General features: G+C 61.8%; 20 protein-coding genes. 6 read left to right on the forward strand and 14 right to left on the reverse strand.

From position 1 onward, the window contains the following. Positions 1-13: 13 nt before the first annotated feature. The 8 genes from hscB to SCL_RS08320 are packed head-to-tail and all read right to left on the reverse strand — an operon-like array spanning position 14 to position 5,880. The gene (gene hscB, locus SCL_RS08285) at positions 14-553 is read right to left on the reverse strand and encodes a co-chaperone HscB (protein WP_096360779.1); all 540 of its coding nucleotides are present in this window, start codon (positions 551-553) and stop codon (positions 14-16) included. Between the two features lie 19 nt (positions 554-572). Continuing rightward, positions 573-896: an iron-sulfur cluster assembly protein IscA gene (gene iscA / locus SCL_RS08290; protein WP_096360780.1), complete on the reverse strand. Its 324-nt coding sequence runs from the start codon at positions 894-896 to the stop codon at positions 573-575. A 28-nt stretch (positions 897-924) separates the two neighbouring features. Then, positions 925-1,329: a Fe-S cluster assembly scaffold IscU gene (iscU, locus tag SCL_RS08295; RefSeq protein ID WP_096360781.1), complete on the reverse strand. Its 405-nt coding sequence runs from the start codon at positions 1,327-1,329 to the stop codon at positions 925-927. A 37-nt stretch (positions 1,330-1,366) separates the two neighbouring features. Next, positions 1,367-2,581, reverse strand: coding sequence for an IscS subfamily cysteine desulfurase (locus tag SCL_RS08300; RefSeq protein WP_096360782.1), 1,215 nt, complete (start codon positions 2,579-2,581; stop codon positions 1,367-1,369). Positions 2,582-2,616: 35 nt separating this feature from the next. After that, positions 2,617-3,765, reverse strand: coding sequence for a cysteine desulfurase family protein (locus SCL_RS08305; RefSeq protein WP_096360783.1), 1,149 nt, complete (start codon positions 3,763-3,765; stop codon positions 2,617-2,619). 23 nt (positions 3,766-3,788) lie between these two features. Further along, entirely contained in the window at positions 3,789-4,244 is a 456-nt protein-coding gene (gene iscR, locus SCL_RS08310) for a Fe-S cluster assembly transcriptional regulator IscR (protein WP_096360784.1), read from the reverse strand. Between the two features lie 59 nt (positions 4,245-4,303). Then, positions 4,304-5,098, reverse strand: coding sequence for a serine O-acetyltransferase (gene cysE, locus SCL_RS08315; RefSeq protein WP_096360785.1), 795 nt, complete (start codon positions 5,096-5,098; stop codon positions 4,304-4,306). A 50-nt stretch (positions 5,099-5,148) separates the two neighbouring features. After that, complete coding sequence (locus tag SCL_RS08320; protein WP_096360786.1) at positions 5,149-5,880, reverse strand: RNA methyltransferase; 732 nt, start codon at positions 5,878-5,880, stop codon at positions 5,149-5,151. 140 nt (positions 5,881-6,020) lie between these two features. On the opposite strand from SCL_RS08320, the gene SCL_RS08325 reads away from it, so the two are divergent. Then, the gene (locus tag SCL_RS08325; protein ID WP_096360787.1) at positions 6,021-6,818 is read left to right on the forward strand and encodes an inositol monophosphatase family protein; all 798 of its coding nucleotides are present in this window, start codon (positions 6,021-6,023) and stop codon (positions 6,816-6,818) included. Between the two features lie 56 nt (positions 6,819-6,874). On the opposite strand, the gene SCL_RS08330 is transcribed toward SCL_RS08325, so the two are convergent. Next, a complete protein-coding gene (locus SCL_RS08330; protein ID WP_197702572.1) occupies positions 6,875-7,399 on the reverse strand; it encodes a hypothetical protein in 525 nt (174 codons plus the stop codon). A 46-nt stretch (positions 7,400-7,445) separates the two neighbouring features. Further along, on the reverse strand, positions 7,446-9,176 hold the full coding sequence (locus tag SCL_RS08335; protein WP_148665044.1) for a hypothetical protein: 1,731 nt from the start codon (positions 9,174-9,176) through the stop codon (positions 7,446-7,448). 219 nt (positions 9,177-9,395) lie between these two features. Between SCL_RS08335 and fdxA the strand changes: the two genes are divergently transcribed. The 3 genes from fdxA to SCL_RS08350 all read left to right on the forward strand — a co-directional run bounded on the left by fdxA (position 9,396) and on the right by SCL_RS08350 (position 16,376). Further along, on the forward strand, positions 9,396-9,719 hold the full coding sequence (fdxA, locus tag SCL_RS08340; RefSeq protein WP_096360789.1) for a ferredoxin FdxA: 324 nt from the start codon (positions 9,396-9,398) through the stop codon (positions 9,717-9,719). Continuing rightward, complete coding sequence (locus SCL_RS08345) at positions 9,709-12,618, forward strand: PD-(D/E)XK nuclease family protein (protein WP_096360790.1); 2,910 nt, start codon at positions 9,709-9,711, stop codon at positions 12,616-12,618. Before fdxA ends, SCL_RS08345 begins: the two co-directional genes overlap by 11 nt. A 281-nt stretch (positions 12,619-12,899) precedes the next feature. Beyond that, positions 12,900-16,376 (forward strand): UvrD-helicase domain-containing protein, encoded by a 3,477-nt coding sequence (locus SCL_RS08350; protein WP_096360791.1) that lies wholly within the window; start codon positions 12,900-12,902, stop codon positions 16,374-16,376. Positions 16,377-16,477: 101 nt separating this feature from the next. Here SCL_RS08350 and SCL_RS08355 read toward each other — a convergent pair whose 3' ends face one another. The 3 genes from SCL_RS08355 to ppsA all read right to left on the reverse strand — a co-directional run bounded on the left by SCL_RS08355 (position 16,478) and on the right by ppsA (position 20,825). Next, a complete protein-coding gene (locus tag SCL_RS08355) occupies positions 16,478-17,563 on the reverse strand; it encodes a DUF484 family protein (RefSeq protein ID WP_096360792.1) in 1,086 nt (361 codons plus the stop codon). A gap of 39 nt (positions 17,564-17,602) precedes the next feature. Then, entirely contained in the window at positions 17,603-18,319 is a 717-nt protein-coding gene (locus SCL_RS08360; protein ID WP_096360793.1) for a DsbC family protein, read from the reverse strand. A 112-nt stretch (positions 18,320-18,431) separates the two neighbouring features. Beyond that, complete coding sequence (gene ppsA, locus SCL_RS08365; RefSeq protein ID WP_096360794.1) at positions 18,432-20,825, reverse strand: phosphoenolpyruvate synthase; 2,394 nt, start codon at positions 20,823-20,825, stop codon at positions 18,432-18,434. Between the two features lie 299 nt (positions 20,826-21,124). Between ppsA and SCL_RS08370 the strand changes: the two genes are divergently transcribed. Then, positions 21,125-23,554: a putative bifunctional diguanylate cyclase/phosphodiesterase gene (locus SCL_RS08370; protein WP_172425982.1), complete on the forward strand. Its 2,430-nt coding sequence runs from the start codon at positions 21,125-21,127 to the stop codon at positions 23,552-23,554. A 171-nt stretch (positions 23,555-23,725) separates the two neighbouring features. Continuing rightward, a complete protein-coding gene (locus tag SCL_RS08375) occupies positions 23,726-24,700 on the forward strand; it encodes a DUF3187 family protein (protein WP_231969860.1) in 975 nt (324 codons plus the stop codon). A gap of 12 nt (positions 24,701-24,712) precedes the next feature. Here SCL_RS08375 and SCL_RS08380 read toward each other — a convergent pair whose 3' ends face one another. Next, positions 24,713-25,636, reverse strand: a complete 924-nt coding sequence (locus SCL_RS08380; protein WP_096360797.1) for an SDR family oxidoreductase — start codon at positions 25,634-25,636, stop codon at positions 24,713-24,715. Positions 25,637-26,022 lie beyond the last annotated feature (386 nt).

Below are 26,022 nucleotides of genomic sequence, written 5' to 3' on the forward strand. Positions count from 1 at the left end.
AATCAGATTTTCCTTAATTCAACTCTTCCTCGAGATTGTCGATCTCGTGCCGCATCTTCTCCAGAAACTGCATCTCGCGCACGATGTTGCGCGCCTTGCCGGTTGCCTCCGGCCCGTCTTCGCCGATGGCCTGCCGGAACTGCCCGATCTTGTCCTGCATGCCCTGCTCGATGCGGTTCGCCAGCTCCGCCAGCCGCTTGTGCGGGTTGTCTGCCTGCCGCATCTCTTCGAGATTCTCGCGCCACTCCATCTGCTCCATGAGGAACGCGGGGTCCATGGCCGTATCGGTCTCCTCGTCGATATCAACGCCGCGCAGGCTCAGGAGATAACGTCCGCGTCGCACCGGATCCTTGAGCGTCTGGAACGCTTCGTTGACCTGCGCCGTCATTTGCAGGGACAGGCGCCGCTCCTGGTCGGAGGCGTTGGCAAACTTGTCGGGATGAACGCGACGCTGAAGTTCGCGGTAACGCGATGCCAGATCGCCGGCATCGATATCGAATGCCACCGGCAGACCGAAGAGTTCGAAATGATTTTTTCCCGGTGCGGCGCGCATGCCGGTGGCATCCGCCGTCTCAGGTATTGAAGCTTTCCCCGCAGCCGCAGGAGTCCTTCACATTGGGGTTGTTGAACTTGAAACCCTCGTTCAGGCCTTCGCGGGTGTAATCGAGTTCGGTGCCGTCGAGATAGATCAGGCTCTTGGGATCCACGATCACCTTGGCGCCGTGGCTCTCGTAAACAAGATCGTCGGGCTCGATCTTGTCGGCGTACTCGATGACATACGCCTTGCCCGAACAGCCGGACGTACGCACGCCCAGGCGCAGCCCCTCGCCCTTGCCGCGCTTCTCGATGAATTTCCGCACGCGTTCCGCGGCGGCCTGGGTCATGGTAATTGCCATATCCGTTTCGCTCCGTAACCCGTCAGACTCAGGCGGCGTCCGCCTTCGAGCCCTTGCCGGTTTTCGTCTGGTAATCCGCGATCGCCGCCTTGATGGCGTCTTCCGCCAGCACCGAGCAGTGAATCTTTACCGGCGGCAACGCCAGCTCCTCGGCGATCTGGGTGTTCTTGATCCTGCCCGCCTCTTCGATGCTCTTGCCCTTGACCCATTCGGTCAGGAGCGAGCTCGAGGCGATGGCGCTGCCGCAGCCATAGGTCTTGAACTTGGCGTCCTCGATGATGCCCTGCTCGTTCACCTTGATCTGCAGTTTCATGACGTCGCCGCAGGCCGGCGCGCCGACCATGCCGGTACCCACCTGCGTGTCATTCTTGTCGAACGATCCGACGTTGCGCGGATTTTCGTAATGATCCAGTACCTTGTCACTGTATGCCATGGCTTGTACCCCCGAAAATAATAATATGTTTACCTGTTCAATGCGCGGCCCACTGCACCTTGCTGAGGTCGATGCCTTCCTGATGCATTTCCCACAGCGGTGACAGCTCACGCAGCTTCGCAACCTTTTCCCGCACCAACCCCGCGGCGTAGTCGATTTCCTCCTGCGTAGTGAAGCGCCCGATGGTGAAACGGATCGAGCTGTGCGCCAGTTCGTCGTTGCGGCCCAGTGCCCGCAGCACATAGGAAGGTTCCAGACTCGCCGAAGTACAGGCCGAACCCGAGGACACCGCGATGTCCTTGAGCGCCATGATCAGCGATTCGCCTTCCACGAAATTGAAACTCATATTGAGATTGTGCGCCACGCGATGCTCCAGGTCACCATTGACATAGACCTCGGGCATGTCCTTGAGCGTGTTCAGCAGCCGGTTGCGCAGGCCGCGAATGCGCTCGTTTTCGGCGGCCATCTCTTCCCGGGCCAGGCGGAACGCCTCGCCCATGCCGACGCACTGGTGCGTGGCCAGCGTGCCGGAACGCATGCCGCGCTCGTGCCCGCCGCCGTGCATCTGGGCCTCGAGCCGGACCCGTGGCTTGCGCCGCACGTACAGCGCGCCCACGCCCTTCGGGCCGTAGGTCTTGTGCGCCGACATCGACATCAGATCCACGTTCATGGCATTGACGTCGATCGGCACCTTGCCGGTGCTCTGCGCCGCATCCGAGTGGAACAGCACGCCGCGTTCGCGCGTGATCTTGCCGATCGCCGCGAGATCCTGGATCACGCCGATCTCGTTGTTCACGTGCATGACCGAAACCAGGATCGTGTCCGGGCGGATGGCGGCCCTGAGCTTGCCCAGATCAAGCAATCCGTTCGGCTCCGGATCGAGATAAGTAACCTCGAAACCTTCGCGTTCGAGCTGGCGGCAGGTGTCGAGCACCGCCTTGTGCTCGGTCTTGCAGGTGATGATGTGTTTTCCCTTCTTGCCGTAAAAGCTGGCCACGCCCTTGATGGCGAGATTGTCGGATTCGGTCGCGCCCGAGGTCCAGACGATTTCCTTCGGATCCGCGCCGATCAGCGCCGCCACGTTGGCGCGCGCCTCCTCGACCGCCTCCTCGGCATGCCAGCCGAACGGATGCGAGCGCGAGGCCGGGTTGCCGAATTCGCCATCGGGCGTCAGATATTTGCACATCTTGTCCGCCACGCGCGGGTCCACCGGCGTGGTGGCGGAGTAATCAAGATAAATCGGTTTTTTCATGTGTTGCCATCATCTCCATTTCATTCTTTGCGTGCTCACCCGACGGCCCGACCCGCCATGCGCCGCAACTGGCGCATCTGCGCGGTCAGCGCCGCGATAAAAGCCTCGACATCCTGCGCCGTGTTGCCGGCGCCGAAACTGACCCGGATCGCGCTCAGCGCCACCGCCGGATCAACGCCCATCGCCTGCAACACCGGACTCGGTTCGCGATGACTGCTGGCGCACGCCGAACCGCTCGATACCGCGATGCCGGCCCGGTCCAGGTTGAGCAGCAGCGTCTCGCCATCCACGCCCTGCGTGCCGAAACAGACCGTGTTCGGCAGGCGGTTCGCCTGCGCCCCAAAAATCTCGATATCACCGAGCGCCTGCAACTCCGACTCCAACCGGTCGCGCAATGACCGCATGCGCGCACCGTAACCAGCCAACTGCGCTTTCGCCAGACTGGCGGCAGCGCCGAAACCGGCGATGCCGGCCACATTCTCGGTACCGGAACGCTGGCCCTTTTCCTGTCCGCCACCTTGCAGCAACGGCATCAGCTCCACCGACTTGTCCGCGATCAGCGCGCCCACGCCCTTCGGCCCGTTGAGCTTGTGCGCCGACAGGCTCATCAGATGCGCCCCGCTCGCGGAAAAATCAACCTCGATCTTGCCCGTCGCCTGCACCGCGTCGGTGTGCATCACGCCGCCGTTCGCGCGCACCCTGGCGGCCAACGCCGGGGTGTCCTGGATCACGCCGGTTTCGTTGTTGGCCCACATGACTGAAACCATTTGCGGGCGAAGTTTCAGCAGCGCTTCTGTTTCCGTTTCGATCAGGCGGCCTTGCCCATCGACCGGAAGGACTGAAACATGCCAGCCGGATTTTTTCAGCGACTCGGCCGGTTCCGCTACCGAGGGATGCTCCGTGGCGCCGATAACAATTCGTCCCGGCGGCTGGAGCGCCGCGAAACCCTTTATCGCGAGATTGCTGGCCTCGGTGCCGCCACCGGTGAAGATCACCTGCGTCGGATGCGCGTTGACCAGTTCGGCCACCTGCTCGCGCGCCCGGTCGACGGCGGCGCGCGCCGCGCGGCCATAGCGATGCACGCTCGAAGGGTTGCCCTGCTGCTCCGTCAGATACGGCAGCATCGCTTCCAGCACCCGCGCGTCGAGCGGCGACGTCGCGTTATGGTCCAGATAGACCGGCATCGAAAACTCCGCGGCGATCAGGACTAGCGTGCCGCGATTTGCATCCTGCCTTCCTGACGCGAGGCCACTTCCTGCACATGCGGCTTGGTGACCAGATCGCCCAAGGTGATCCCGTTGAGGAATTCATGAATGCGGGTGCTCAGGTCTTCCCACAGCTGATGCGTCAGGCAGGTCTCGTCGCCATGGCAGTTTTTCTCACCACCGCAGCGCGTCGCGTCGATGTTCTCATTGATGGCCACAACGATCTCGGCGACCGAGATTTTATTGGGTTCCATGGCGAGGGTGTAGCCGCCGCCGGGACCGCGGACGCTGTCCACCAGTCCGCTGCGGCGCAGTTTCGCGAACAGCTGTTCAAGATACGACAGCGAAATGCCCTGGCGCTTGGCGATGTCGGCCAAGGTTACCGCGCCCTTGTCATAGCGCAGCGCCAGATCCAGCATGGCTGTCACGGCATAACGACCTTTGGTAGTCAGTTTCATAGGATATATTCCCACACGGTTTATATACCCTTGCCATTCTACTTACTTGATAGTTTTAGTCAACTATTCTCTTTAGGCTTATCTCTTTGCGGATATACAGCGGCCGGAGGGTCTTCGAGGTTGCCGACTTCAATATCTGGCATGTCCAGATTGACCTTAACCCCGGTCTTTTCCAGCGCAGCGGAAATAACTTTCATTTTTTTATCAACGAGATGCATGTGATCCAGGATCAGATCGATCGCATGCGCCACAGGGTCCGGCATATCCGGGCTCTGGCCGTAGGCATCGAAACCGATTTTCTTCGCCATGGCCTCCCGTTGCTGGTACTTGGCATCGGCCTTTTTCGGGCCGATGACCCGCCCCGGAATACCCACTACCGTGGCCCCGACCGGGACATCCTTCACCACCACGGAATTGGACCCTACACGGGCATTATCGCCTATGGTAATCGGGCCGAGAATCTTGGCGCCCGCTCCCACGACCACGTTATTTCCCAGCGTGGGATGGCGTTTTTCCTTGTGCCAAGAGGTCCCACCGAGTGTGACCCCGTGGTACAGGGTAACGTCATCCCCAATCTCGGCGGTCTCGCCGATGACCACGCCCATGCCGTGATCAATGAAAAAGCGCTTGCCGATTTTGGCTCCCGGGTGGATTTCAATGCCGGTCAGCCAGCGGCCCAGCTGCGAGAGCATCCGCGCCAGCCAGCGCAGCTGCCAGCTCCACAGACGATGCGAAAGGCGGTGCAGCGCGAGCGCATGCACACCCGGATAAGCCGTGAGCAATTCCAGCATCGATCGCGCTGCCGGGTCGCGCTGGAAAATACTGTTCAGATATTCGCGCAGATTTTTAAACATAACGAATAATTTATTGATTTAAATATGATATATATTCTTGATTATTTTAGTCAATTTTTAGGAAGGCGCTGTTGTATGGCCGTTAGTATGCCACGTAATATGTTCATCTCGTTATCGTCCAGACTGGCGCGATTAAACAAGCGCATCAGGCGGCGCATCAGGTAGCGCGGGTTGTCCGGGTCCAGGAAGCCGATCTGTTGCAGCACCTCTTCGAGATGCTGATAGAAGCGCTGCATGTCCTCGCTGCTCGCCAGCCTGCCCTCACGCAATTCCATCACCTCCACCGGCCTTCCAGCCAGGACCGCCCGGTATATCTCGTATGCCAGAATCTGTACCGCGCTGGCCAAATTCAGGGACGAATACGCCTGATCGGCCGGAATGGTGACCACGAAATGGCAGCGGTCCAGTTCTGAATTGAGCAGGCCGGTGCGCTCCTGACCGAACAGCAATGCCACCGGGCCCTGTTGCGCCCCCTCCACCAGACGGCCGGCGCCGGCTGCGGGATCGAGCGTGGGCCATTCGATGCGGCGCGGGCGCGCGCTGGTGCCAATGACGAGATGGCAATCCTTGAGCGCCTCATCGAGCGAGGCGCAGATCATCGCGGAGTCCAATAGATCATCCGCGCCGGCGGCGCGGTCCGTGGCTTCGGGACTGGGAAATCTTTCGGGCTCGACCAGGTACAAACTGCGCATGGCCATGTTCTTCATGGCCCGTGCGGTCGCGCCCACGTTGCCCGGGTGGGTGGGGCGGACGAGCACGATACGGATGTTCGCTGGGACCATGAACCGGCCTGTGAGGATGAGCGGCGATCATTCTACAGGCTTGGCCGGCACGTTTCTGCTTTCAACACCCTGCCCGGCCGATTACAATGCCGGCCCTCATCAGCGCAGCTTCGTTCTCTTACATTATCCGGGAAAACCATATGCATCCCATGCTTAACATGGCGGTCAAAGCCGCGCGTAACGCGGGCAATATCATCATGCGCCACATGGACCGGCTGGAGCGCCTGACGGTGGAGACCAAGGGCCTCAAGGATTACGTGAGTGAAGTGGACCGGATGGCGGAGAACGAAATCATCCGCGTGCTGCGCGCCGCCTATCCGTACCACGGCTTTCTCGGGGAAGAATCCGGCGCCCAGGCCGGCGATGATTATGTCTGGATCATCGACCCGCTCGACGGCACCACCAATTTCCTGCATGGCTTTCCGCACTTCGGCGTATCCATCGCGCTCAAATACAAAGACCGGCTGGAACAGGCGGTGGTGTTCGATCCCTCGCGCAGCGAACTCTTCACCGCCTCGCGCGGCGGCGGCGCGCAACTGAACGACCGCCGCATTCGCGTAAGCCGCATCACCGAACTCGAATACGCCCTGCTCGGCGCCGGCTTCCCGTTCCGCTCGCACGATCACATGGATGCGTGGATCGGCACGCTGAAGGAATTCATGCTGAGCACCAGCGGCATCCGCCGCCCCGGCTCGGCGTCACTCGATCTCGCTTATGTCGCCTGCGGCCGCTATGAAGGTTTCTGGGAGATTGGATTAAGCCCCTGGGACATGGCCGCCGGCGCGCTGATCGTGCAGGAGGCCGGCGGACTGGTCACCGACTTCGCCGGCAATCACGGTTATCTGGAAAGCGGCAATATCCTCGCCGGCAATCCGAAAATCCACGCCGAAATGCTGCGCCGCATCCAGCCGCACCTGACGGAAGATTTGCGGCGTTAACTTAAAACGCAGGACGCGTGATGCGCACCTTGCGCTTGCCGGAGATCATGCGCAATTCACCATCCCCTCTCTAACGACGGACATTGGCGATTGCCGTCCTGGATCCATTGTTTCAGCGGGTCGGCAATCTTGTCTCTCGACGCATGATAGATGTCGACTTTGGTTTTGTTATTTCCAGCCGCACGGAATTCGGCTACCAATGTAAAAATTCCCCCAGGCGGTGCTCCGCTTTGAGCCCGATCATTATATTTTTCCTGCACCGAAAGAGCTGTCGCGCCGCTACGGGTTGTTTCGATTTTTGGAAGATACGTCGTCGACCCACCGGCCTCCTTGTACTTGTAGCTTGGTCCGTGCGTCACCCGTACCTTGAGGCACTTGTTGGCGTAATCCGCCGCATCGGCAACTACCGCCTTAACTGAGCGGTTGATAACAACATGCTCGGCATTCCGGAACATGCCTCCGGATTTATACGCTGACACGAACTCGTCTCGGGTCTGTGGTACACCAACGTTAGTGGCACAACCAACGAGAATAAAAAGAAAAGCTGACGTTAAGACAACCATTCGTCCAAATCGAATCACGATTAATATCTCCCTGATTATCATTCCGGCCAAAGAACTGCTGATGTCATCCCCGCTGCTCAGGGATAACATCGGCAAATACCAGCAACTCGAAAACATTCGTGTACTCCAGCCGCTGCAACAGCCGCACGGTGCGGATGGCTTCCGTTTCTTCCGCCAGCAAAAGACTGCTGCCGGGCGCGTAAACGCCGCGCGGCAGCAGCAGCGTCGCCGGGCGCTTCAGGGCTTCGATGGCCGGCAGCAGCAGCGCGGGCTGATAATCGCTGTTACCGGTGCCGCGCACCGGGGCGATCGCCACCGGCTTGACGCCGGAGGCCAGCAGCTCGACACCCATTTCGAGACTGTTGGCCTCGGGGCTTTTCATCCAGCGCACCACACCGGCACTCCAGCGACCGATTTCATCCAGCTGCTGAATGCCGATGACATCACCGACCCGCACGTAAGTATGCGAGCTGCCATAGCGCACCAGTTGCAGGCCCTTGGGCGCGGCGTCCTTGATCTGCCAACGATCCACACGAAAGGCCTCGCCGAACGTGACTGAAACCTCCCTGGGTTCTCGCCGTGGCATCGGACCCACCACCGGCTTGTCGAGCACGATGAAGTCCTCGTCCGTTTTAGCCTCACTGGCAATGTCTTCCTCGATATGCGCCGGCAGGACAATGCGATCGTCTGATGTCTCAGTGCGCGTCTTCGCCGCCGGCGCCACAAAAGCTTTCTGGCCGCTGGCAAAAAAATGCAGCGCCGGAATGCCGGCGCATACGAAGGCCGGCCCGCTGCGCCGGATGCGCGAGTATTGCCGCCGTGGCGACTGGCCCCAGGCGCGCATCATGCGTTGCAACATGTCGAGACAGACGGAATCCAGGCACTCGAAACCGAGTGACAGCGTGCGCGCGCTGTCGCCCTTTTGCAGGCGCTGGATGAAAAACTGGATCGAGCCCAGCAGTTCCAGGGCGTCCAGCACGCGCAGCCCTTGACCCGGCTGGAACTCCACGCCTCGCGGAAACGGTACCGGCGGCGCATCGGTCACGGGATCGATGAGAAAATATCCGGCCGCCGGCGCGGCCTCGAGATTGTCCCGCAACACCGCCTTCCCGCCCCACTGATGCAGGAAGCGCTGCACCTGCCGGCATTCGTTCTGCGGCAGCTGGTAGGGATTGCTCAAACCCAGCAGCAGGATGCGAATGTATTCCTGGTTGAGCGTGGTTTTCGCGGCCACGGGGGCGGGCGTGTCGAGCACTTCCTGTGTCAGCTCGTGTTCGGCGGCATACTGATAGATCGCATGCAGCTCGCGCCACACCTCCGGAGGATACGGCATGTACACCTGGTACGAATGCAGCAACACCTCGCCGAGATAATGCAGGGCACGCACCAGCGCCTGTGCCCGCAGGGATTTCCGGCCCCAACGCAGCCGCTGCTTTTCCAGGTCCTGCAGGCAACCCTTGTAGCCGTAGGCCATTTCCATGTGCAGCTGGCGGATGAACTCTGCCAGTTGGCGCTTCTTCGGCGTCAGCGGCAGCGCGGCACGGGTGAAGTAGGATTCCAGCGCCGCCGTGACGGAGGCCACCGGCGAGTTGTACAGCTCCATCAGCTCGAAGCGGCGCGCGGCGTCCAGCTCCTGGCGATTGAGCGTGTAAAGCGCCTGGTAGATTTCGCGCGCGGTCTCGGCGCTGTCGGCGAGCGGCAGGGAAGCCAGCCACGCTTGCGCGTACTTGGGATCGGTTTCGGCCATCCAGGCCGAAACGCGCTTCACGGGCATCGAAAGGGCGAGTCCGGTCACGCTAATTCCCTGTCCATGGTTTCAGAGTATTTCCGAATACTATCAAGTGATTATATAGCACACGCCACACGCGCCTGATCCGGAGCGCGGCGTGCACGTAAACGAATTCCCGCGTTTTTTGCCGATTTATATCGAATATAAACAAGGGTTTCGCTGTTTCCACGCACCGGCCCACGCGTGTATCATTCGGCGCGTTCTTGAAAATCACGGAGAAGGTCAATGACGTACGTGGTCACGGAAAACTGTATCCGCTGCAAATACACGGATTGCGTGGAAGTCTGCCCGGTGGATTGTTTCCATGAAGGCCCGAATTTCCTGGTCATTGACCCCGACGAATGCATCGATTGCACCCTGTGCGTGCCGGAATGCCCGGTAAATGCCATTTTTGCCGAAGACGACCTGCCGGAAGATCAGAAGCAATACACTGCCCTCAATGCCGAACTGGCCAAGAAATGGCCGGTGCTGACCGAGAAAAAACCCGCGCCCGCGGACGCCGCCGAGTGGGAAAACAAGCCCGACAAACTCAAGTACCTTGAGCGCTGACGCACCGGTCATCCTGGTTCCCTACGGAGACGATCCGCTACGCCATCTCGCCACGCTGCTGCTGGAACGGCATAAAGACCGACTCCCCGACTTAAGTCGCCAAACCGTACTGCTGCCGCACACGAGCGCGGTGCCGCGCTTCCGCCGGCTGCTGCGCGCGCAGGCGGAACAAAAAGATTTCCCCGCCCTGCTCCCGCCCGTCACCGGCACACTGACTGCCTGGGCGGGGCGTTTCGCCGGCGACGATCAACACCATCTGAGTTCCACTGCGCGCCAGATCCTGCTGCTCGACCTGTTGCATGACTATCCGCGCTGGCTGCGCCAATACGGCGACTGGCCGCTGGTGGACAGCCTGCTGACCCTGTTCGACGAGCTGGCCCTGCATGCAGGCCGGCATTCCAGCAGCGCCGATTCGATCCGGCATGTCCTTGCAGGGCACGACGTGGACACGGATGACTATTCGCCCTTCAGCGATGAAGCGCAACTGGTACAGGAACTGTGGAACGCCTGGCACGAGCGTCTCGCGAAAAACAATCTTCAGGATCCGGTGCGGTGCTATACGGATGGTCTGGCGCACAGCCTCGAACGGCTGCCGGCGGGCACGAATATTTATCTCGCCGGTTTTGCTGATTTCGCGGACGTGGAGATCGCCTGGATCAGGACACTGGTGGCACGCGGCGGTATGACTCTGCTGCTGCACGGTTCAGCCGATAACGCCATGGAAAATCCGGCGGCGCGTCTTCTGAGCGCATTAACGACAAAACCGCATGCCATCGCGTTGGCCGATGCCTACGCGGATTTTCTTGATCGTGTCTTTGCCGCTGACGCGGGTCATTTGCATGAACGCGCGCGACAGCAGGCGGCGGCCGCGCCGGTCAGCCCCGCACGCGGGCGCCTGACGCTGCACGAGGCCGCCGACGCGGAATCCGAGGCACGCGCCATCGATCTGCAGGTACGGCGCTGGCTCACCCAGGGCCGGCGCGACATCGGCATCGTCACCAACGACCGCAAGCTGGCGCGGCGCGTGCGCGCCCTGCTGGAACGCGCCAACGTCGGTCTGGTGGACGCGGGCGGCTGGGCGCTTTCGACCACCAGCGCTGCCACGGCGCTGGCGCGCTGGCTCGAATGCGTGGAGCAGAATTTCTCCCACGCGCCCCTGCTCGATCTGCTGAAGTCACCGTTCCTGCAACCCGGCGTCGCGCGCGCCGAACTCGACCGTATGGTGCCGCTGTTCGAGCAGAGTGTCGTGCGGGCGCGCAACATCACTTCCGGGCTCGAACATTACCGTCATGGCCTCGAGCGCGCCGGCGCGGATGGGAGCGATGGGATTGGCGAAGCGCAACAGGCGCTGACACAGCTTCTGGAACGGCTGGAAAATGCCGCCGCGCCGCTGATCCCTCTGCTGGCGGCGCGCGCGCGACCGTCGCTGGAATTCCTCGAAGCGCTGCAAACGAGCCTGGAAAAGCTGGGCCTGGCGGCCGGATTCGAGAACGACGACGCCGGCCGCGAATTGCTGCACGTGCTCGAGGAAATGCGCGCGGCGGCCGCGCACAGCTCACTGCGCCTGGCGTGGACCGGTTTTCACCAGTGGCTGCGGCGCGGCATGGAACAGCGGCGTTTCCACCCGCCGATGCAGGGCGGCGGCGTGGAGCTGATGAGCTTTGCGGAAGCGCGGCTCTACCGCTTCGACGCACTCATCATCGCCGGTGCCACGCGTGAGCATCTGCCGGGACAGATCGGCGCGCCGCCGTATTTCAATGACAGCGCGCGCAGCGAGCTGGGGCTGCCCTCGCTGGCGCGGCGATACGCCGTGCTGTTCCAGGATTTCCGTCGTCTGCTCGAGGCCGCGCCGCAGGTCATGGTCAGCCTGCGTCGCGAACAGGATGGCGAGCGTCTGGTGCCGAGCCCGTGGGTGGAACGGATTCGCACGTTTCATTCCCTCGCCTGGCGTGAATCCCTGGGCGATCCCGAACTGGAATGGCTGGTGCAACAGCCCGCCGCCGTCATCGCGCAACGCGATGCGCCGTTGCCGGCACCGGTTACGCCACCGGCCGCGCATCTGCCGCCGGCCATGCTGCCGGCGGCGTTCACCGCCACGGACTGCCAGCGTCTCATGGATTGTCCCTACCAGTTCTTCGCCGCCCGCGGCCTAGGCCTGGCGCCGGAAGACGAGGTGCGCGAGGAAATCGAAAAAGTGGATTACGGCATCCATGTGCATCGCATCCTGCAGGCGTTTCATACCGGCGTTCCCGGGCTGCCCGGTCCATGGCGGGAAAAACTCGATGACGGTACGCGCGCGCAAGCCGAAGAACTGCTGCGCCAGATTTCGGAACAGGTGTTCGCCCGGGACCTGCGCCGGCGTTTCCTGGCACGCGGCTGGGTGCATCGCTGGGAGCAATGCATTCCGGCTTACCTGGACTGGGAGCTGAATCGCGCCGCGGACTGGAAGGTCGAGGCGACCGAACTAAAAAAGGAGCGCGTCTACAGGGATGGCGTCACGCAAATCGCCCTGACCGGGCGCATCGACCGCCTCGACCGCGGCCGCGACGGTTACGCTATCATCGATTACAAGACCGGCGCGGTGCCGGCGCGTGATCCGGTGCTGCGGGGAGAGAAAATCCAGCTCCCGTTTTATGCCCTGCTGCTGGAGCAGGACAATATTGCCGGCGCGGCGTTTCTGACGCTGGATGACGAAGAAGCAAAGGAAAAGACGGCTCTCGATGGCGAAACGCTGGCCATGCTGCGCAGCGCGATCCGGGAACGCTTGCTGCTGCTCAAGCAGCAACTCGACGCCGGCGCGCCGCTGCCTGCGTGGGGCGACATGGAAACCTGCCGGATTTGTGAAATGGAAGGACTGTGCCGCCGGGAAATGTGGACCGAACCGGATGCGACGACATGATGAATAGCGATAAAAAAAAGAGGCGGCCGTTCATGGCCGCCTCCGGTATTTCCACTGATCACTTGCTTCCGGAATGCATCCTTGCATCCCTTAAGACTTCCCTGCTTACGTCCGATGTCGTCAGCTTCGATATGTCCCTATCGGGCTTCCCTTCCTCTTCAAACTATAGGTGCCGGGACTGAAGTTGCAAGCCGCCCATCCCGATCCATGACCAAAAAAATGTCATTGATATACATAGGTTTAGGTTTGCAGCAGCCGGCATTCATGGGACGGTCGCAACCATGATGGACGTATCGCGCGCCACCGCCCCGGAAAACAACGTGGTGGTTCAGGCTGCCGCCGGAACCGGCAAGACCTGGCTGCTGACCAGCCGCATCATTCGTCTGCTGCTCCAGGGGACCGAACCCGGCGCCATCCTGGCCCTCAGCTTCACGCGCAAGGCCGCCGGCGAGATCCACGAACGCGTCACCGAGCGTCTGCTGGCACTGGCCGCGAGCGACGAAGACGCGCTCGTTAAACAGCTAGAGGAGATCGGGGCCGGCACCGATCCGGCCAGCCGCGAGGCCGCGCGCGGGCTTTACGAAAAACATCTGAGCGCGATCCATCCGCTGCGTACCACCACGTTTCACGCCTTCTGTCAGGAAATCCTGCGGCGCTTTCCGCTCGAAGCCGACGTACCGCCGGGATTCGAGCTGGTCGAATCAACGGCTGAACTGGAGCAGGCTGCCTGGCTCGCGCTCGACAGAAAGGCCGCGCGCGACAGCGGAGGCACGCTGGCCAATGCGCTCGACACGCTGTTGCGGGAATGCGGCGGTGTCACCGGCACGCATTCGGCGCTGGATGATTTTCTGGCGCATCGCAGCGACTGGTGGGCCTATACCGAAAATGAATCGAACCCGGTGGATTTTGCCGCCACGCAGCTCGGACAAATGCTGGACGTGGCAGAAGACGCCGATCCGCACGCGTCCTTCATGCGCGATCCCGCCGTGCGCGAACATATCGCGCGTTACGCCGAGCTGCTGGCCGGTCACCCTACGGCAACGAATCAGGAATACATCGCGAACCTGACGCGGGCGCTGGCGGACACGCAAGCTTCATCGCGAAGCTTTGAATGGGTTCGCGGCGTGGTGCTGACCAACATGGATGAGCCACGCAAACTGAAACGTTCAGACGCCCTCGAGAAAAAGCTCGGCACCGACCGAACCGATGAGATCATCCGCCTGCACCAGGAGATCGCCTCGCGGTTGCTGGCGGCGATAGCCGGGCACAAGCGCCGCTGGACCTTCATGGTTTCGCGTGCCTGGTATGTCTGCGGTGTGGCCCTGCTCGAGGAATACCAGCGACTCAAGCTGGAGCGCGGCGTGCTCGACTTCGCCGACCTGGAATGGAAAACCTATCGCCTGCTGAACCGCAGCCGCCATGCCGAGTGGGTGCAGTACAAACTGGATCAGCGCATCGATCATCTGCTGGTGGATGAATTCCAGGACACCAACCCGACCCAGTGGCGGCTGCTGCTGCCGTTGTTGCAGGAGATCGTGGCCGGCGATCCGGAGCGCCGCCGCAGCGTGTTTCTCGTCGGTGACGAGAAACAGTCGGTGTACCGCTTCCGCCGCGCCGACCCGCGCCTGTTTCATGCCGCGCGTCACTGGCTGCAACAGCACGCGCAGGCGCACACCCTGACCCAGCACCTGTCACGGCGCTCCTCGCCCGCCATCATCCGTTTCGTAAATCTGGTGTTTCATCGGTCCAGCGACGTTGAACCCGAAACTGACAGTGATTACCCGTTGCAGGATTTCCAGCCGCATGACACGCACCACCGGCAGCTATGGGGCCGGGCCGAACTGCTGCCGCTGGTGCGGCGCGGCGACAAAACCGGCGAAAAAGCGGCGCCGGCATGGCGCAATCCGCTGGAACGGCCGCGCCAGGTGGATGAGGACCAGCGGCATCGCCAGGAGGGCGATCTGATCGCCGGAAAAATCCGGGAAATACTGGGCCGGCTGATCGCCGAGGGCGAACGGGTGCGGTCCCTGACCGGCGACGACATCATGATCCTGCTGCGCGACCGCACTCACGCACGCTTCTACGAGGAGGCCCTGCGACGCGCTGGCATACCTTATATAGGAACGGGGCGCGGAGCCTTCATGCAATCGCTGGAGGTGCGCGACCTTGTACATCTGCTGCATCAGCTGGTCGAGCCCTATAACGACCTGGCACTGGCCTCGGCCCTGCGCTCCCCGCTGTTCGCCGCCACCGAGGACGACCTGCTGCGTCTGGCGCAAAGCCCGCCGGGCACGTGGCGCATGCGCCTTGAGCGACTGGCAATGGGGCAGACGCCGGACGGCGCGCTTGCGCGCGCACGGCAACTGCTGCCGCGCTGGAGCAGCTATGTCGGCCGCGTGCCGGTGCACGACCTGCTCGACCGCATCTACTGCGAAGGCAACGTGGTGGCGCGCTACCTGGCCGCGGCGGTGCCGCATCTGCGGCCGCGCGTGGAGGCCAATCTCAACCACTTTCTCGAACTGGCACTGGAGGTCGACAGCGGGCGTTATCCGAGCCTGTCGCATTTTCTCGCCTGGCTCGAAAGGCAGGCGGAGCATGACGACAAGTCGCCGGCGGAGCCGGCCTGGAACCGCGCGCCGCGCGTGCGCGTCATGACCATCCATGCCGCCAAGGGGCTGGAATCGCCCGTGGTGTTTCTTGCCGACGCCGCGCGCAGCACCGACAACCGCGATCGCGGACTGCGCCCGCTGGTCGACTGGCCGGTACAGGACTCGCGACCGCGGTATTTTCATCTTGGCGGCGCCAGTAAGGAAATCGACGATATCAGCCAGGCGCTGCGTACCGAACAGCAATGGCCGGCCCGTCGCGAGGAGGCCAACCTGTTGTACGTGGCGCTCACGCGCGCACGCCAGATGCTCTATGTCTCGGGTTGCGAACCCGGCCACGGCGGGCGCGGCTGGTACGGCTTCGTCGAAAAGCGCCTGCGTCACGCCGGCGATTCCGGCGAAGCGGCACGCGCTGGGCTCCAGCTTGACAACATTTCCCTGGACGACGGCAAAACCGTGTTTAACACCTGCGCCTGGCTGGAATTCGGCCAGCCGCCATCGACACAGCCAATGGAGCCGCCGATATCCATGACGGGATTCCGTGTCGATCCACGGCTGACGCAGCCGTTTCCCGAGCTGCCGGAAACCGGAATCCTCAACCCGAGCCGCTCTGCACAGCCGGAAGACGATTATCCGGACGAGGCCACCGGCTTCACGGAGGCCCGTACGCCGCAGCAACGCCGCGGCAAAGTGATTCATCGCATGCTGGAACGACTGACAAACGGCGAGACGCACGCGACGGTCGAAAAAACGATATGGCAGGAATTCGGCGAGTGGCTGGAGGAAAAGGACTTCAACCAGTGGTGGCGCGAGGCCTGTGCCGTGCCGGATCAGGCGGATTTTCGCGAGTTTTTCGATCCCGCCCGCTACCAGGAGGCGCGCAATGAGATCCCGATTCTCTATCGCGACGGCGGGCGCGATGTCTATGGCGTCATCGACCGGCTCGTCATCCGACAGGAAGAAATCGTGCTCATCGACTACAAGACCCATGCGCGCGCCACCCGGGACAACGTCGCTCGGCTGGCAGAGGATTTCCGGGAACAGATGCGCCAGTACGGCGAAGGCGCGCGCCGGCTGTGGCCGGGTAAAAAATTGAGGCTGGTGCTGCTCTTCACCGCCTGCGGCGAGATGGTGGAACTGGAGAAAATATAATATTTTTGGAACGCAGATGAACGCAGATCAGAAAAATTTATGTTTTATCTGCGTTCATCATTAAATATGAATCTGCGTTAATCTGCGGATAATTTTCTTACTCAAGACACCACGGCCTGAATCACGCGGTTGCGCCCCGCTTCCTTGGCCTGGTACAGCGCGGCGTCCACCTGCTTGAACAGCCAGACGGCCGGATCGGGCCCGTAGGAATCCACGCCCGGCTGCAGGCAGGCCATACCGATGCTCACGGTGACGTCCAGATCGATCCCTTCCGGAATCACGAAGGCGCTGTGCTCGATGCGGCTGCGCAGGCGTTCGGCGATGGCCGCGCCCTGGACGGGCGTGGTGCCCGGCAACAACAGCACGAACTCCTCGCCGCCATAACGCGCCAGCACATCGCTGCCACGCAAGTCCTGGCCGAGCAGGCTGGCGATCTGACGCAGCACGCGGTCGCCGACCTGGTGACCGTACTGGTCGTTCACCTGCTTGAAGAAATCCACATCCACCAGCATGCACACCAGCGGCCCGGCCCGGCGCGCCCAGCGCTCCACCTCCTCCGCCAGGCGGCGTTCGAAGAAGCGCCGGTTGGAAATCCCGGTCAGGGGATCGGTGAGGCCGTCGAGCTTGAGACGTTCATGATTGATGGAGTTGTCGATGCACATGGCCGCCACTGCCGCCAGGTGTTCCAGCAGATCCGTGGCGATGCCCGGAATGAAATGACGCGGATCGCGGCTGCCCTGGTTGAGGCTGCCGATGAGTTCGCCGCGCCGGACCAGCGGCGTGACTGCCACTGAACCCGAGGCGCAGGGATGGTTGGAGAACAACAGCGCATGCAGGCGCTCATCGACCGGCCCCAGGCGCGGACGCCACGGCCTGGTAAAAAGCCCGTCCAGTGTCTCGCGCGGAATGGCGACAAAACTGCGCGCCCCGGAATCCGGCGCGCCACCGGCCTCGATCAGACGCGTCATTTCGTATTCGGGATCGGCGCAGGCAACCGTGACGCAGTCGATGCCCGGAAAAGTCTCGGGAATACCCAGTGTGATGATGTCGATCAGGTCGGGAAGCGAAGGTGAACCGATCATGCGCACTTCGATCTGGCGAAAACCGGACCAGATGCGCTCGTTGTCGCGCAGTTGTTTGCTAAGCCTGATCCACTCCCGCTCCTGCGTCGTGCTTGCCTGGTCCATGCCTCCGTCTCGCGGTCGCTGTCCCGGTAGCTCCGGCGATCAGCTCTTGAGGCCAAGTATAGCGAGCAATCGCGACGCCGGGACATAACCCGGCAGCACTTTACCATCATCGAGGAAAATGGCGGGGGTTCCGCCGATATCCAGGCGCTGGCCCAGCTGGTAATGGCTTTCCACCGGATTGGTGCAGGTTTTCATGTCGATCTTGCCGCCGGCCTTGGCGATGCCGATGGCCTTGGCGCGATCACCGGCGCACCACACCGCCACGGCACGCTTGTAACTCGCCGAGCCGATGCCGGCGCGCGGATAGAACAGGTAGCGCACCTTCACGCCCTGCTGGTTGAGTGTGGGCACGTCGAGATGAAACTTGGCGCAGTAGCCGCAATCCACGTCAGTGAACACCGTGAGCGTGCGCTTGGGCTTGTCGGGTCCGATCACGATCATGTTCTGCTCACCCACCTCGTCCAGCAGACGCTTGCGGATCGCCCCGCGCCGGGTCTCGGTGATATTGCTCTTTGCGTGCAGATCCATGACGTCGCCCATGAAGAGATACTTGCCGTCGCTCGTGGTGTAGAAAATCTTGGAGTCAAACTCGACTTCATACATCCCGGTAACGGGAGAAGGTTTGATGCTCGCCGCCTTGAGCTCGGGGAAAGCACGGGCAAGCTCCGCCCTTATCTGCTGCTCTTCCTGTTCGCCCGCAACGGCGGAAAACGGCATGGCGAGACAGACCAGACTGAATATAAAGAATCGCAACATTGGATTGTTTCTCGCTGATGGGAAGTTTCAGGTCGGAATTGCGCCAGCCATCATACTGGCCGGTGGCGGTCCACGCCAGCATTAGACGGTGCCGGACGAATTCGGTTCGCGGTCACTTCAGCGACTGTTCCGCCTGCTGCACCACCCGCGTCATGGGAATCACGCTGTCGGGATTGAGCGAGATGGACCCGATGCCCTGCCGCACCAGCCAGGTGGTGATCTCGGGATAATCCGACGGCGCCTGCCCGCAGATGCCGACGTATTTGCCCAGCTTGCGCGCGGCCTGGATGGCCATCTCCATGAGCTTCAGCACCGCCGGATTGCGCTCGTCGAAACCGGTCACCAGCCCCGAGTCGCGGTCCACGCCGAGGGTCAGCTGGGTCAGGTCATTGGAGCCGATGGAAAAGCCGTCGAGGTGTTGCAGGAACTCCTCCGCCAGCAGGGCGTTCGCCGGGATCTCGCACATGAGGTAGACCTTGAGCCCGGCCTTGCCGCGCTCGAGCCCGTGCGTGCGCATGATCGCCAGCACGTTTTTCGCCTCATCCACGCTACGCACGAACGGGATCATCACGATGACATTGTCCAGCCCCATGTCCTCGCGCACCCGTCGGAGCGCGGCGCACTCCATGGCGAAGCTGTCGCGGAACGATTCCGAGTAGTAACGCGAGGCGCCGCGCAGCCCGAGCATGGGATTTTCCTCGTTGGGCTCGAAACCGGCGCCGCCGAACAGCGAGGCATATTCGTTGGATTTGAAATCGCTCAGGCGCACGATCACCGGCTTGGGATGAAACGCGGCGGCGATGGTGCCGATGCCTTCGGCCAGGCGACTGATGAAATAGGCGCGGCGGTCGGCGTAGCCGGCCGTCAGCCGGTCGATGTGGCGCTGTTCGTCCGGGCCGAGCTTGTCGTATTCCAGCAGCGCGCGCGGATGCGCCTGGATGCTGTGATTGATGATGAACTCCAGGCGCGCCAGCCCCACGCCGTCGTTCGGCAGGAAGGAGTTTTCGAAGGCTTGGTCGGGATTGCCGACATTCATCATGATTTTCGTGCGCGGGCGGTGCGCGGAATCCAGCGCGATGCGGTCGACGCGGAATTTCTGCTCGCCTTCGTAGACCTGCCCGGTGTCGCCCTCGGCGCAGTTCGCCGTCACCGGCATGCCGCTGCGGATGACTTCGGTGGCGTCGCCGCAGCCGACGATGGCCGGAATGCCCAGTTCGCGCGCCACGATGGCGGCGTGGCAGGTGCGCCCGCCGCGGTTGGTGACGATGGCGGCGGCGGTTTTCATCACCGGTTCCCAGTCGGGGTCGGTCATGTCGGTCACCAGCACCTCGCCGGTGCGCAGGCGCGCCATATCGGCCGATTTCTCGATCACGTGCGCCACGCCCGTGGCGATGCGGCGGCCGACGCTTTTTCCGGAGGTCAGCAGCTTGCCACGCGACTCCAGGGCATAAATTTCGTAGACATCGCGCGTTTCGCGCGAGCGTACCGTCTCGGGGCGCGCTTGCACGATATAGAGCTTTCCGTCCACGCCGTCCTTGGCCCATTCGATGTCCATGGGCCGGTCTTGGCCGGCGAGTTTCGAATAATGCCGTTCGATCTTGACGGCGAAGCGCGCCAGCTCCAGCGCATCGTCGTCGGTCAGGGAGAACCGCAGACGATCCGCCTCCGGCACCGGGATATTCTGTGTCGGATTGCCGTCCGCGGCATCCTTAGCGTAAATCATCTTGATCGCCTTGGTGCCGAGGTGGCGCTTGAGGATCGGCCGCTTGCCTTCCATCAACGTCGGCTTGAAGACGTAGAACTCGTCCGGGTTGACCGCGCCCTGCACGACATTTTCGCCAAGACCGTAGGCGGCATTGATGAAGACGACGTCACGGAACCCGGTCTCGGTGTCGAGCGTGAACATCACGCCGGAGGAAGCGATGTCGGAACGCACCATTTTCTGAACGCCGATCGAGAGCGCCACCTGCGCATGATCAAATCCCTGGTGTACACGATAGGAAATCGCCCGGTCATTGAAGAGCGAGGCGAAAACCCGGCGACAAATGACCAGCAGATTTTCCGCGCCGCGGATATTGAGAAAGGTGTCCTGCTGGCCGGCGAAGGAGGCGTTCGGAAGGTCCTCGGCCGTGGCCGAGCTGCGCGCCGCCACGTCCGGCTCCGGTCCGTATTGCCTCGCCAGATTCCCGTACGCCGCCGTGATTTCCCCGGCCAGGTCCGGCGGCATCTCGGCATTGAGAATCCAGCCGCGAATCTCGGCGCCGGCCCGCTCCAGCTGCGCCAGATCATCCGAATCCACGCCCTTCAGGCGCGTCTGGATACGCTCGGCAAGATGATTATGATCGAGAAAATGCCGGTAGGCCCCGGAAGTGGTGGCGAATCCGTCGGGAACCCGTACGCCCTCGGCGCGAAGACTGCGGAACATCTCGCCCAGGGAAGCATTCTTGCCTCCGACCAGGGGGACGTCGCTCATCCCCAACTCGGAAAATGTGCGGATATAACGCATGCCGAGGGCACAAAATAACCCATGCCCCGTGGATTTCCAATGAAACTCTCAAGTCGGGGCGCTCCGGCGCTAACCGCCGAATTGATCAAAAATATGTGCTTGTAAACAGCAAGTTATAAAAATATACCAAGTCCAAAGTGCGCCCGAATCCCGGCCATGGCGGCAGGCATGATCTATGCTTGCATCTTGGACATCAAAATCGGGTCGTACCTTTAATCTGAATGCACAGCGCCGTTAATTCATCCACAACATCGTCTCAGAAGCCCACACTCACGATACGGATCCTGGAAACGCTGGGGTTGGGCAGTTTTCGCGGCCGGATGCTGTACATCGCGGCGTTTTCCATCGGGTTCATGCTGGCCACCTCCTGGATGGCGCAAACACGCGTCAGCGAAGCCACGCGGCAGGGGATTTCCAATGCCATCGACCAGCAGGAAATCTTGCGCGTGTTGCGTGACGTCTCCGGCGACATCTGGCTGGCGGAAAACAGCCTCCACCATCTCCCGGAATCGAGCATGACGCGCGGCGTCATCGCCCTCAAACATCTGAAAAACGCGCTCGACAAAACCGGCCTGCTGGCAGAGGTGGCGAAAAGACAGCATTCAGCGATCCTGCAACAGGAAACGCAGGAATTCATCGTCAGCCTCGACCGGTTGCACCGGGAGGTGACGGCCGTGAACACCGCCGGACCGCTGACCACGTTGCATGCCCGTGCTGAACCCCTTCTCGAGAAAGCTCGGGTCACCATGTTCAGGCTGGAAAAAACCCTCGCCGGCCGCAGCATCGATGACATGCACCTGCTGACACAGGCCATCGAGCGCCAGTTGCAATTGCTCTGGATTGCGGCGCTGGTGGGTATCGCCGCCATCGTCGCGTGGCTGCTGCTGTTCGAATACTCCATCCGCAAACCGGTGGCGCGCATCACCGGAGCCCTCAAGGCCGAGGCGGAAGGTTCCCGGCAGGTCATGGTATCTCCCACGTGGACACAGGAAACGGGAAATCTCGTATCCGCCTTCGGCCACATGCGCCAGCAGGTGCGGGCGCGCCAGCAGCGCCTGGAAACCATCCTGGACAACGCCGCCGAAGGCATCATCACCTTCGATGCCGACGGTTACATCGAGAGCGTCAACAAGGCAGCCGAAAAACTGTTCGGTTACAGCCAGGGGGAAGTTGCCGGAAAGGACCTGCGGCTCATCCTGCCGGCGCAGTCACGCGAAAATCGCGAGGATTACCTGAAGCATTTCCTCCGCACCGAAATCCAGCGCCTGATCGGCCATGAGGGCGAGGTGACCGGGCGTCACAAGGATGGCACCACTTTCCCGATGGCGCTCAAGATCAGCGCCATGATGCTGGAGGGAAAACAGCTGTACACCGGTCTGGTGGCGGACATCAGCGAGCGCAAGGCCATGGTCGAGAACCTCAAAAACATGGCCGAGCATGACGGACTCACCGGGCTTTATAACCGCAGTTACTTCCAGCAGGAACTGGAGCGCGTCGTGGAGCGCGTCAAGCGTGCCGGCGGCATCTGCTGTTCCCTGCTTTATATCGACCTGGACAACTTCAAATACATCAACGACACGCTGGGACATGCCGCCGGCGACCGGCTGATCATCGAGGTCGCCGGCATCCTGAACAAGCGCGCGCGCAAAAGCGACCTGATCGCCCGTATCGGCGGCGACGAGTTCACCGTGCTGCTGTTCGACACCACCCCCATGCTGTCGATCCAGGTCGCTGAGTCCTTCCGCGCCAGGCTGGCCGACTACCTCTTCAAACACAGCGGCGAGCAGATCGACATCGGCTGCTCCATCGGCGTAACCAGCATCAGTCCGGGCACGACGTCCGCCGCCGAAGTCCTGTCGCAGGCCGACCTCGCGTGCCACCTGGCCAAGCGCGGCGGCCGCAACCGCGTGCACCTGTATAATACCGAGGACGCCGAAAGCGCCGCCGCCATGGCCATCGACATGGGCTGGTCACGCCGTATCAAGGAGGCCATCGAAAAGGATCGCTTCGTGCTCGCCTGCCAGCCGATCGTCAATACCGCCACGCGCGAAATCGAATCCTACGAGGTGCTGATCCGCATGCTCGACGAGCGTGACGAGCTGATCATGCCTTCGGGATTCCTGGCCACCGCCGATCGTTTCGGGCTAGCGGCAGAAATCGACAAATGGGTCATTCGCCACGCCATCGAAGGCCTGGCCCGGCAGCGTGTCACCACTCCCCGCCTGCGCTATGCCATCAATCTGTCCGGACGTACCCTGACCACGCCCGGCATTTGCGAACTGATCCAGGACAAACTCAAGGACACCGGCCTGGAACCGTCAGCCCTGACCTTCGAGGTGACCGAAACCGTGGCCATCGCCGACATGGTGGCGGCGGATCTTTTCCTGTCGCGCCTGCGGTCGATGGGCTGTCAAACCGCCCTGGACGACTTCGGTTCGGGGATGGCCTCGTTCGCCTACCTCAAGGACCTGCCCGTGAACAGCGTCAAGATTGACGGGCGCTTCGTGAAGAACCTCGCGACCAGCCCGGTGGATCAGGCGATGGTCAAGGCCATGAACGAGATTGCCCACGCGCTGGGCAAACAGACCATCGCCGAGTTCGTGGAAAACGAGGAGAGTTTCAAACTGCTCGCCGCCTATGGCGTGGATTTCGCCCAAGGCTATCACCTGGGAAGACCGGACGTGACGCTGCCCTGCTCCGCCCTCACCAAGGGACGCTGCGCCTCCTGAGCCGCACACCGGCCAAAAGCGCCAGGCAAGCGCGGCGGGATATCATAAATAAATGGCTGGAAAAATAATCAGAATATGGCAGGATTGGCGGCTTAATCTGCGCCAACCGGAAACTGACTGCCTCTCCACTTGCGCCACACCAATTTCTTCCGCGCCTTCCTGTTTCTGTGCGTGACGGCCCTGACTGGCGGCTTATCCCGGGCCGAAACGGTCTCCCCGCCGCCACGACCGCTCTACAGTTTTAACCAGAGCCCCCTGATACAGATATACGGCCTGCCGGCGCTGGGGGAGTCACATGTTATGGGTCCGGAGGAATCGACCCTGGCAGTCCATCTGCAGATTGCCAATCATTTCACCGGCGCCAGCACCAGTTCCGAAACCCTCAGCCTGGACGGAGAAACCCGGCGCCTGACGCTGCACTGGCGTCAGGGCCTGCCCGGAAACCGCGAATGGGGTTTTGAACTGCCCTACGTCTCGCATAACGGCGGGTTTCTGGACATGTCCATCGAAGAATTCCATGATTTATTGGGACTGCCCCAGAATGGCCGCACCGACCTGCCGCGCAACCGCATCGATTACCGTTATGCCCGTCAGGGCGTGAATCTGGTCGACCTCAACCATGCCGTCAGCGGCGTGGGCGACGTACGCCTGTCTGCCGCCATCCCGGTAACCATGGAGGGAGCATCCAAGGGCTACACCGCTGCCTGGCGCGCGAGTCTCAAGCTTCCCACCGGCGATGCTGCCGAGCTGCTCGGCAGCGGAAGCACCGATCTGGCCGGCTGGCTGAGTGCCGCCACGACACGCCCGCCGGACAAGTGGAACCTGTACGGTGGTGGCGGCTTGCTGCTGATGAACGAAGGCAATGTTATGCCGGCGCAGCAGCGCCAGTTCGTCGCCTTCGGTACCCTGGGGTTGAGGTTAAAATTTCTGCCGCGGCTGTCCGTCAACGGCCAGCTCGACATGCATAGCCCGTTTTACAGTGACAGTGAACTGCGGCAATTGGGCAGATACGCCGTACAGGGATTGCTGGGTTTGGACTGGGAATTCGCACCGCGGACATTCCTGGCGATTTCGATCTCGGAGGACATGGTGGTCGGCGCAGCACCCGACGTGGCGTTCAACCTGTCCCTGGCCATGCCCTTGTGACAAGGGCGCGCTTCAATCGCCGAGAGACTCGAGCAGTTTTTTCAGGCCTTGCTGAAAGGGCGTCGCCGGCACGTTGCCGAAGCCTGCCATGAGGCGCGCGACATCGGCGCAGGAATCCCGGATATCGCCGGCGCGCGCCGGTTCGTATCGCCGCTCGATTTTTTTCCCGGATATTTTTTCGAGAGAAGCCAGCAGGTCCAGCAGCGAATTCTGCCGGCCGGTGCCGACGTTGAAAACACCGCCGTTGCCTTCCATGCCGCGCGCGGCGCGCGCCAGCAGATCGGCCAGATCGGCGACGTAAACGAAATCGCGTGTCTGTTTTCCGTCCCCGTACACTGTCACCGGCAGATTCCGCTTCAGGCGCTCGACGAAAATGCTGATGACGCCCGAATAAGGCGAGGACGGATCCTGGCGCGGGCCGTAGATGTTGAAAAACCGGAACGACGTGGCAGCGAGGCCGTGGACCCGGTGGTAGTGCAGCAGGTAATGCTCGCCGGCCAGCTTGTCCACGGCATACGGCGACAGTGGCCGGGTTGCCGCCTCCTCCGACACCGGAATGGCGGCGGCATCGCCATACACCGCGGCGGAGCAGGCATAGACAAACCGCTTGATGCCGTGCCGGCGTGAGGCCTCCAGCAGATTGAGCGTGCCATCGAAATTGACCTGGTGCGTGCGAACCGGATCATCCATGCTCGCCTGCACCGAGGCCACGGCGGCCAGATGCACCACGGCATCCATCCCCTGCGCGCTGCGGTCAACCAGTCCGGCATCGCGGATATCTCCCTCGATAAATTCCAGCGCCTCGTGGCGAGGAAGGTTCTCCCGCTTGCCGGTGGAGAGATCGTCCAGCACGCGCACGCGTTCGCCCGCGGCCAGCAGCCGTTCCGCCAGATGCGAACCGATAAACCCGGCGCCGCCGGTAACCAGTATTTTCATATCCCCTCGGTTTTTTGTTTGCGTTGCCCGGTGCCGCACATGCCTTGGCGGATCAAACAGTCGTCCAGGCTACCGTTGATCCGGTCACTGGCCCCGAATATCCCCAATGTTTTAAGTTTTACTCTAAAACTGCGTAGCATGTATGGATATAGACTCTAACTGACTCAAATATAAGGGAAGTCCGGTCCGGTTGGGCTCGATGAAAGACCCGATCAAGCGTCGGGAAAAACAGTATTCAAGCAGGTGGGCGGAAGCAGGGAAAGCAATAATGGAAAAAAGTTTACCACAGCTGCATGCGAATCGTCAGTTCATTTAAAGCTGCGATTCTGTCCCTGGCGCTCCCCGCGCTGCTAACCGCCTGTGGTGGCGGCGCAGAAAGTCCTCCG

This window comes from Sulfuricaulis limicola (assembly GCF_002355735.1).
GTDB classification, from domain to species: domain Bacteria; phylum Pseudomonadota; class Gammaproteobacteria; order Acidiferrobacterales; family Sulfurifustaceae; genus Sulfuricaulis; species Sulfuricaulis limicola.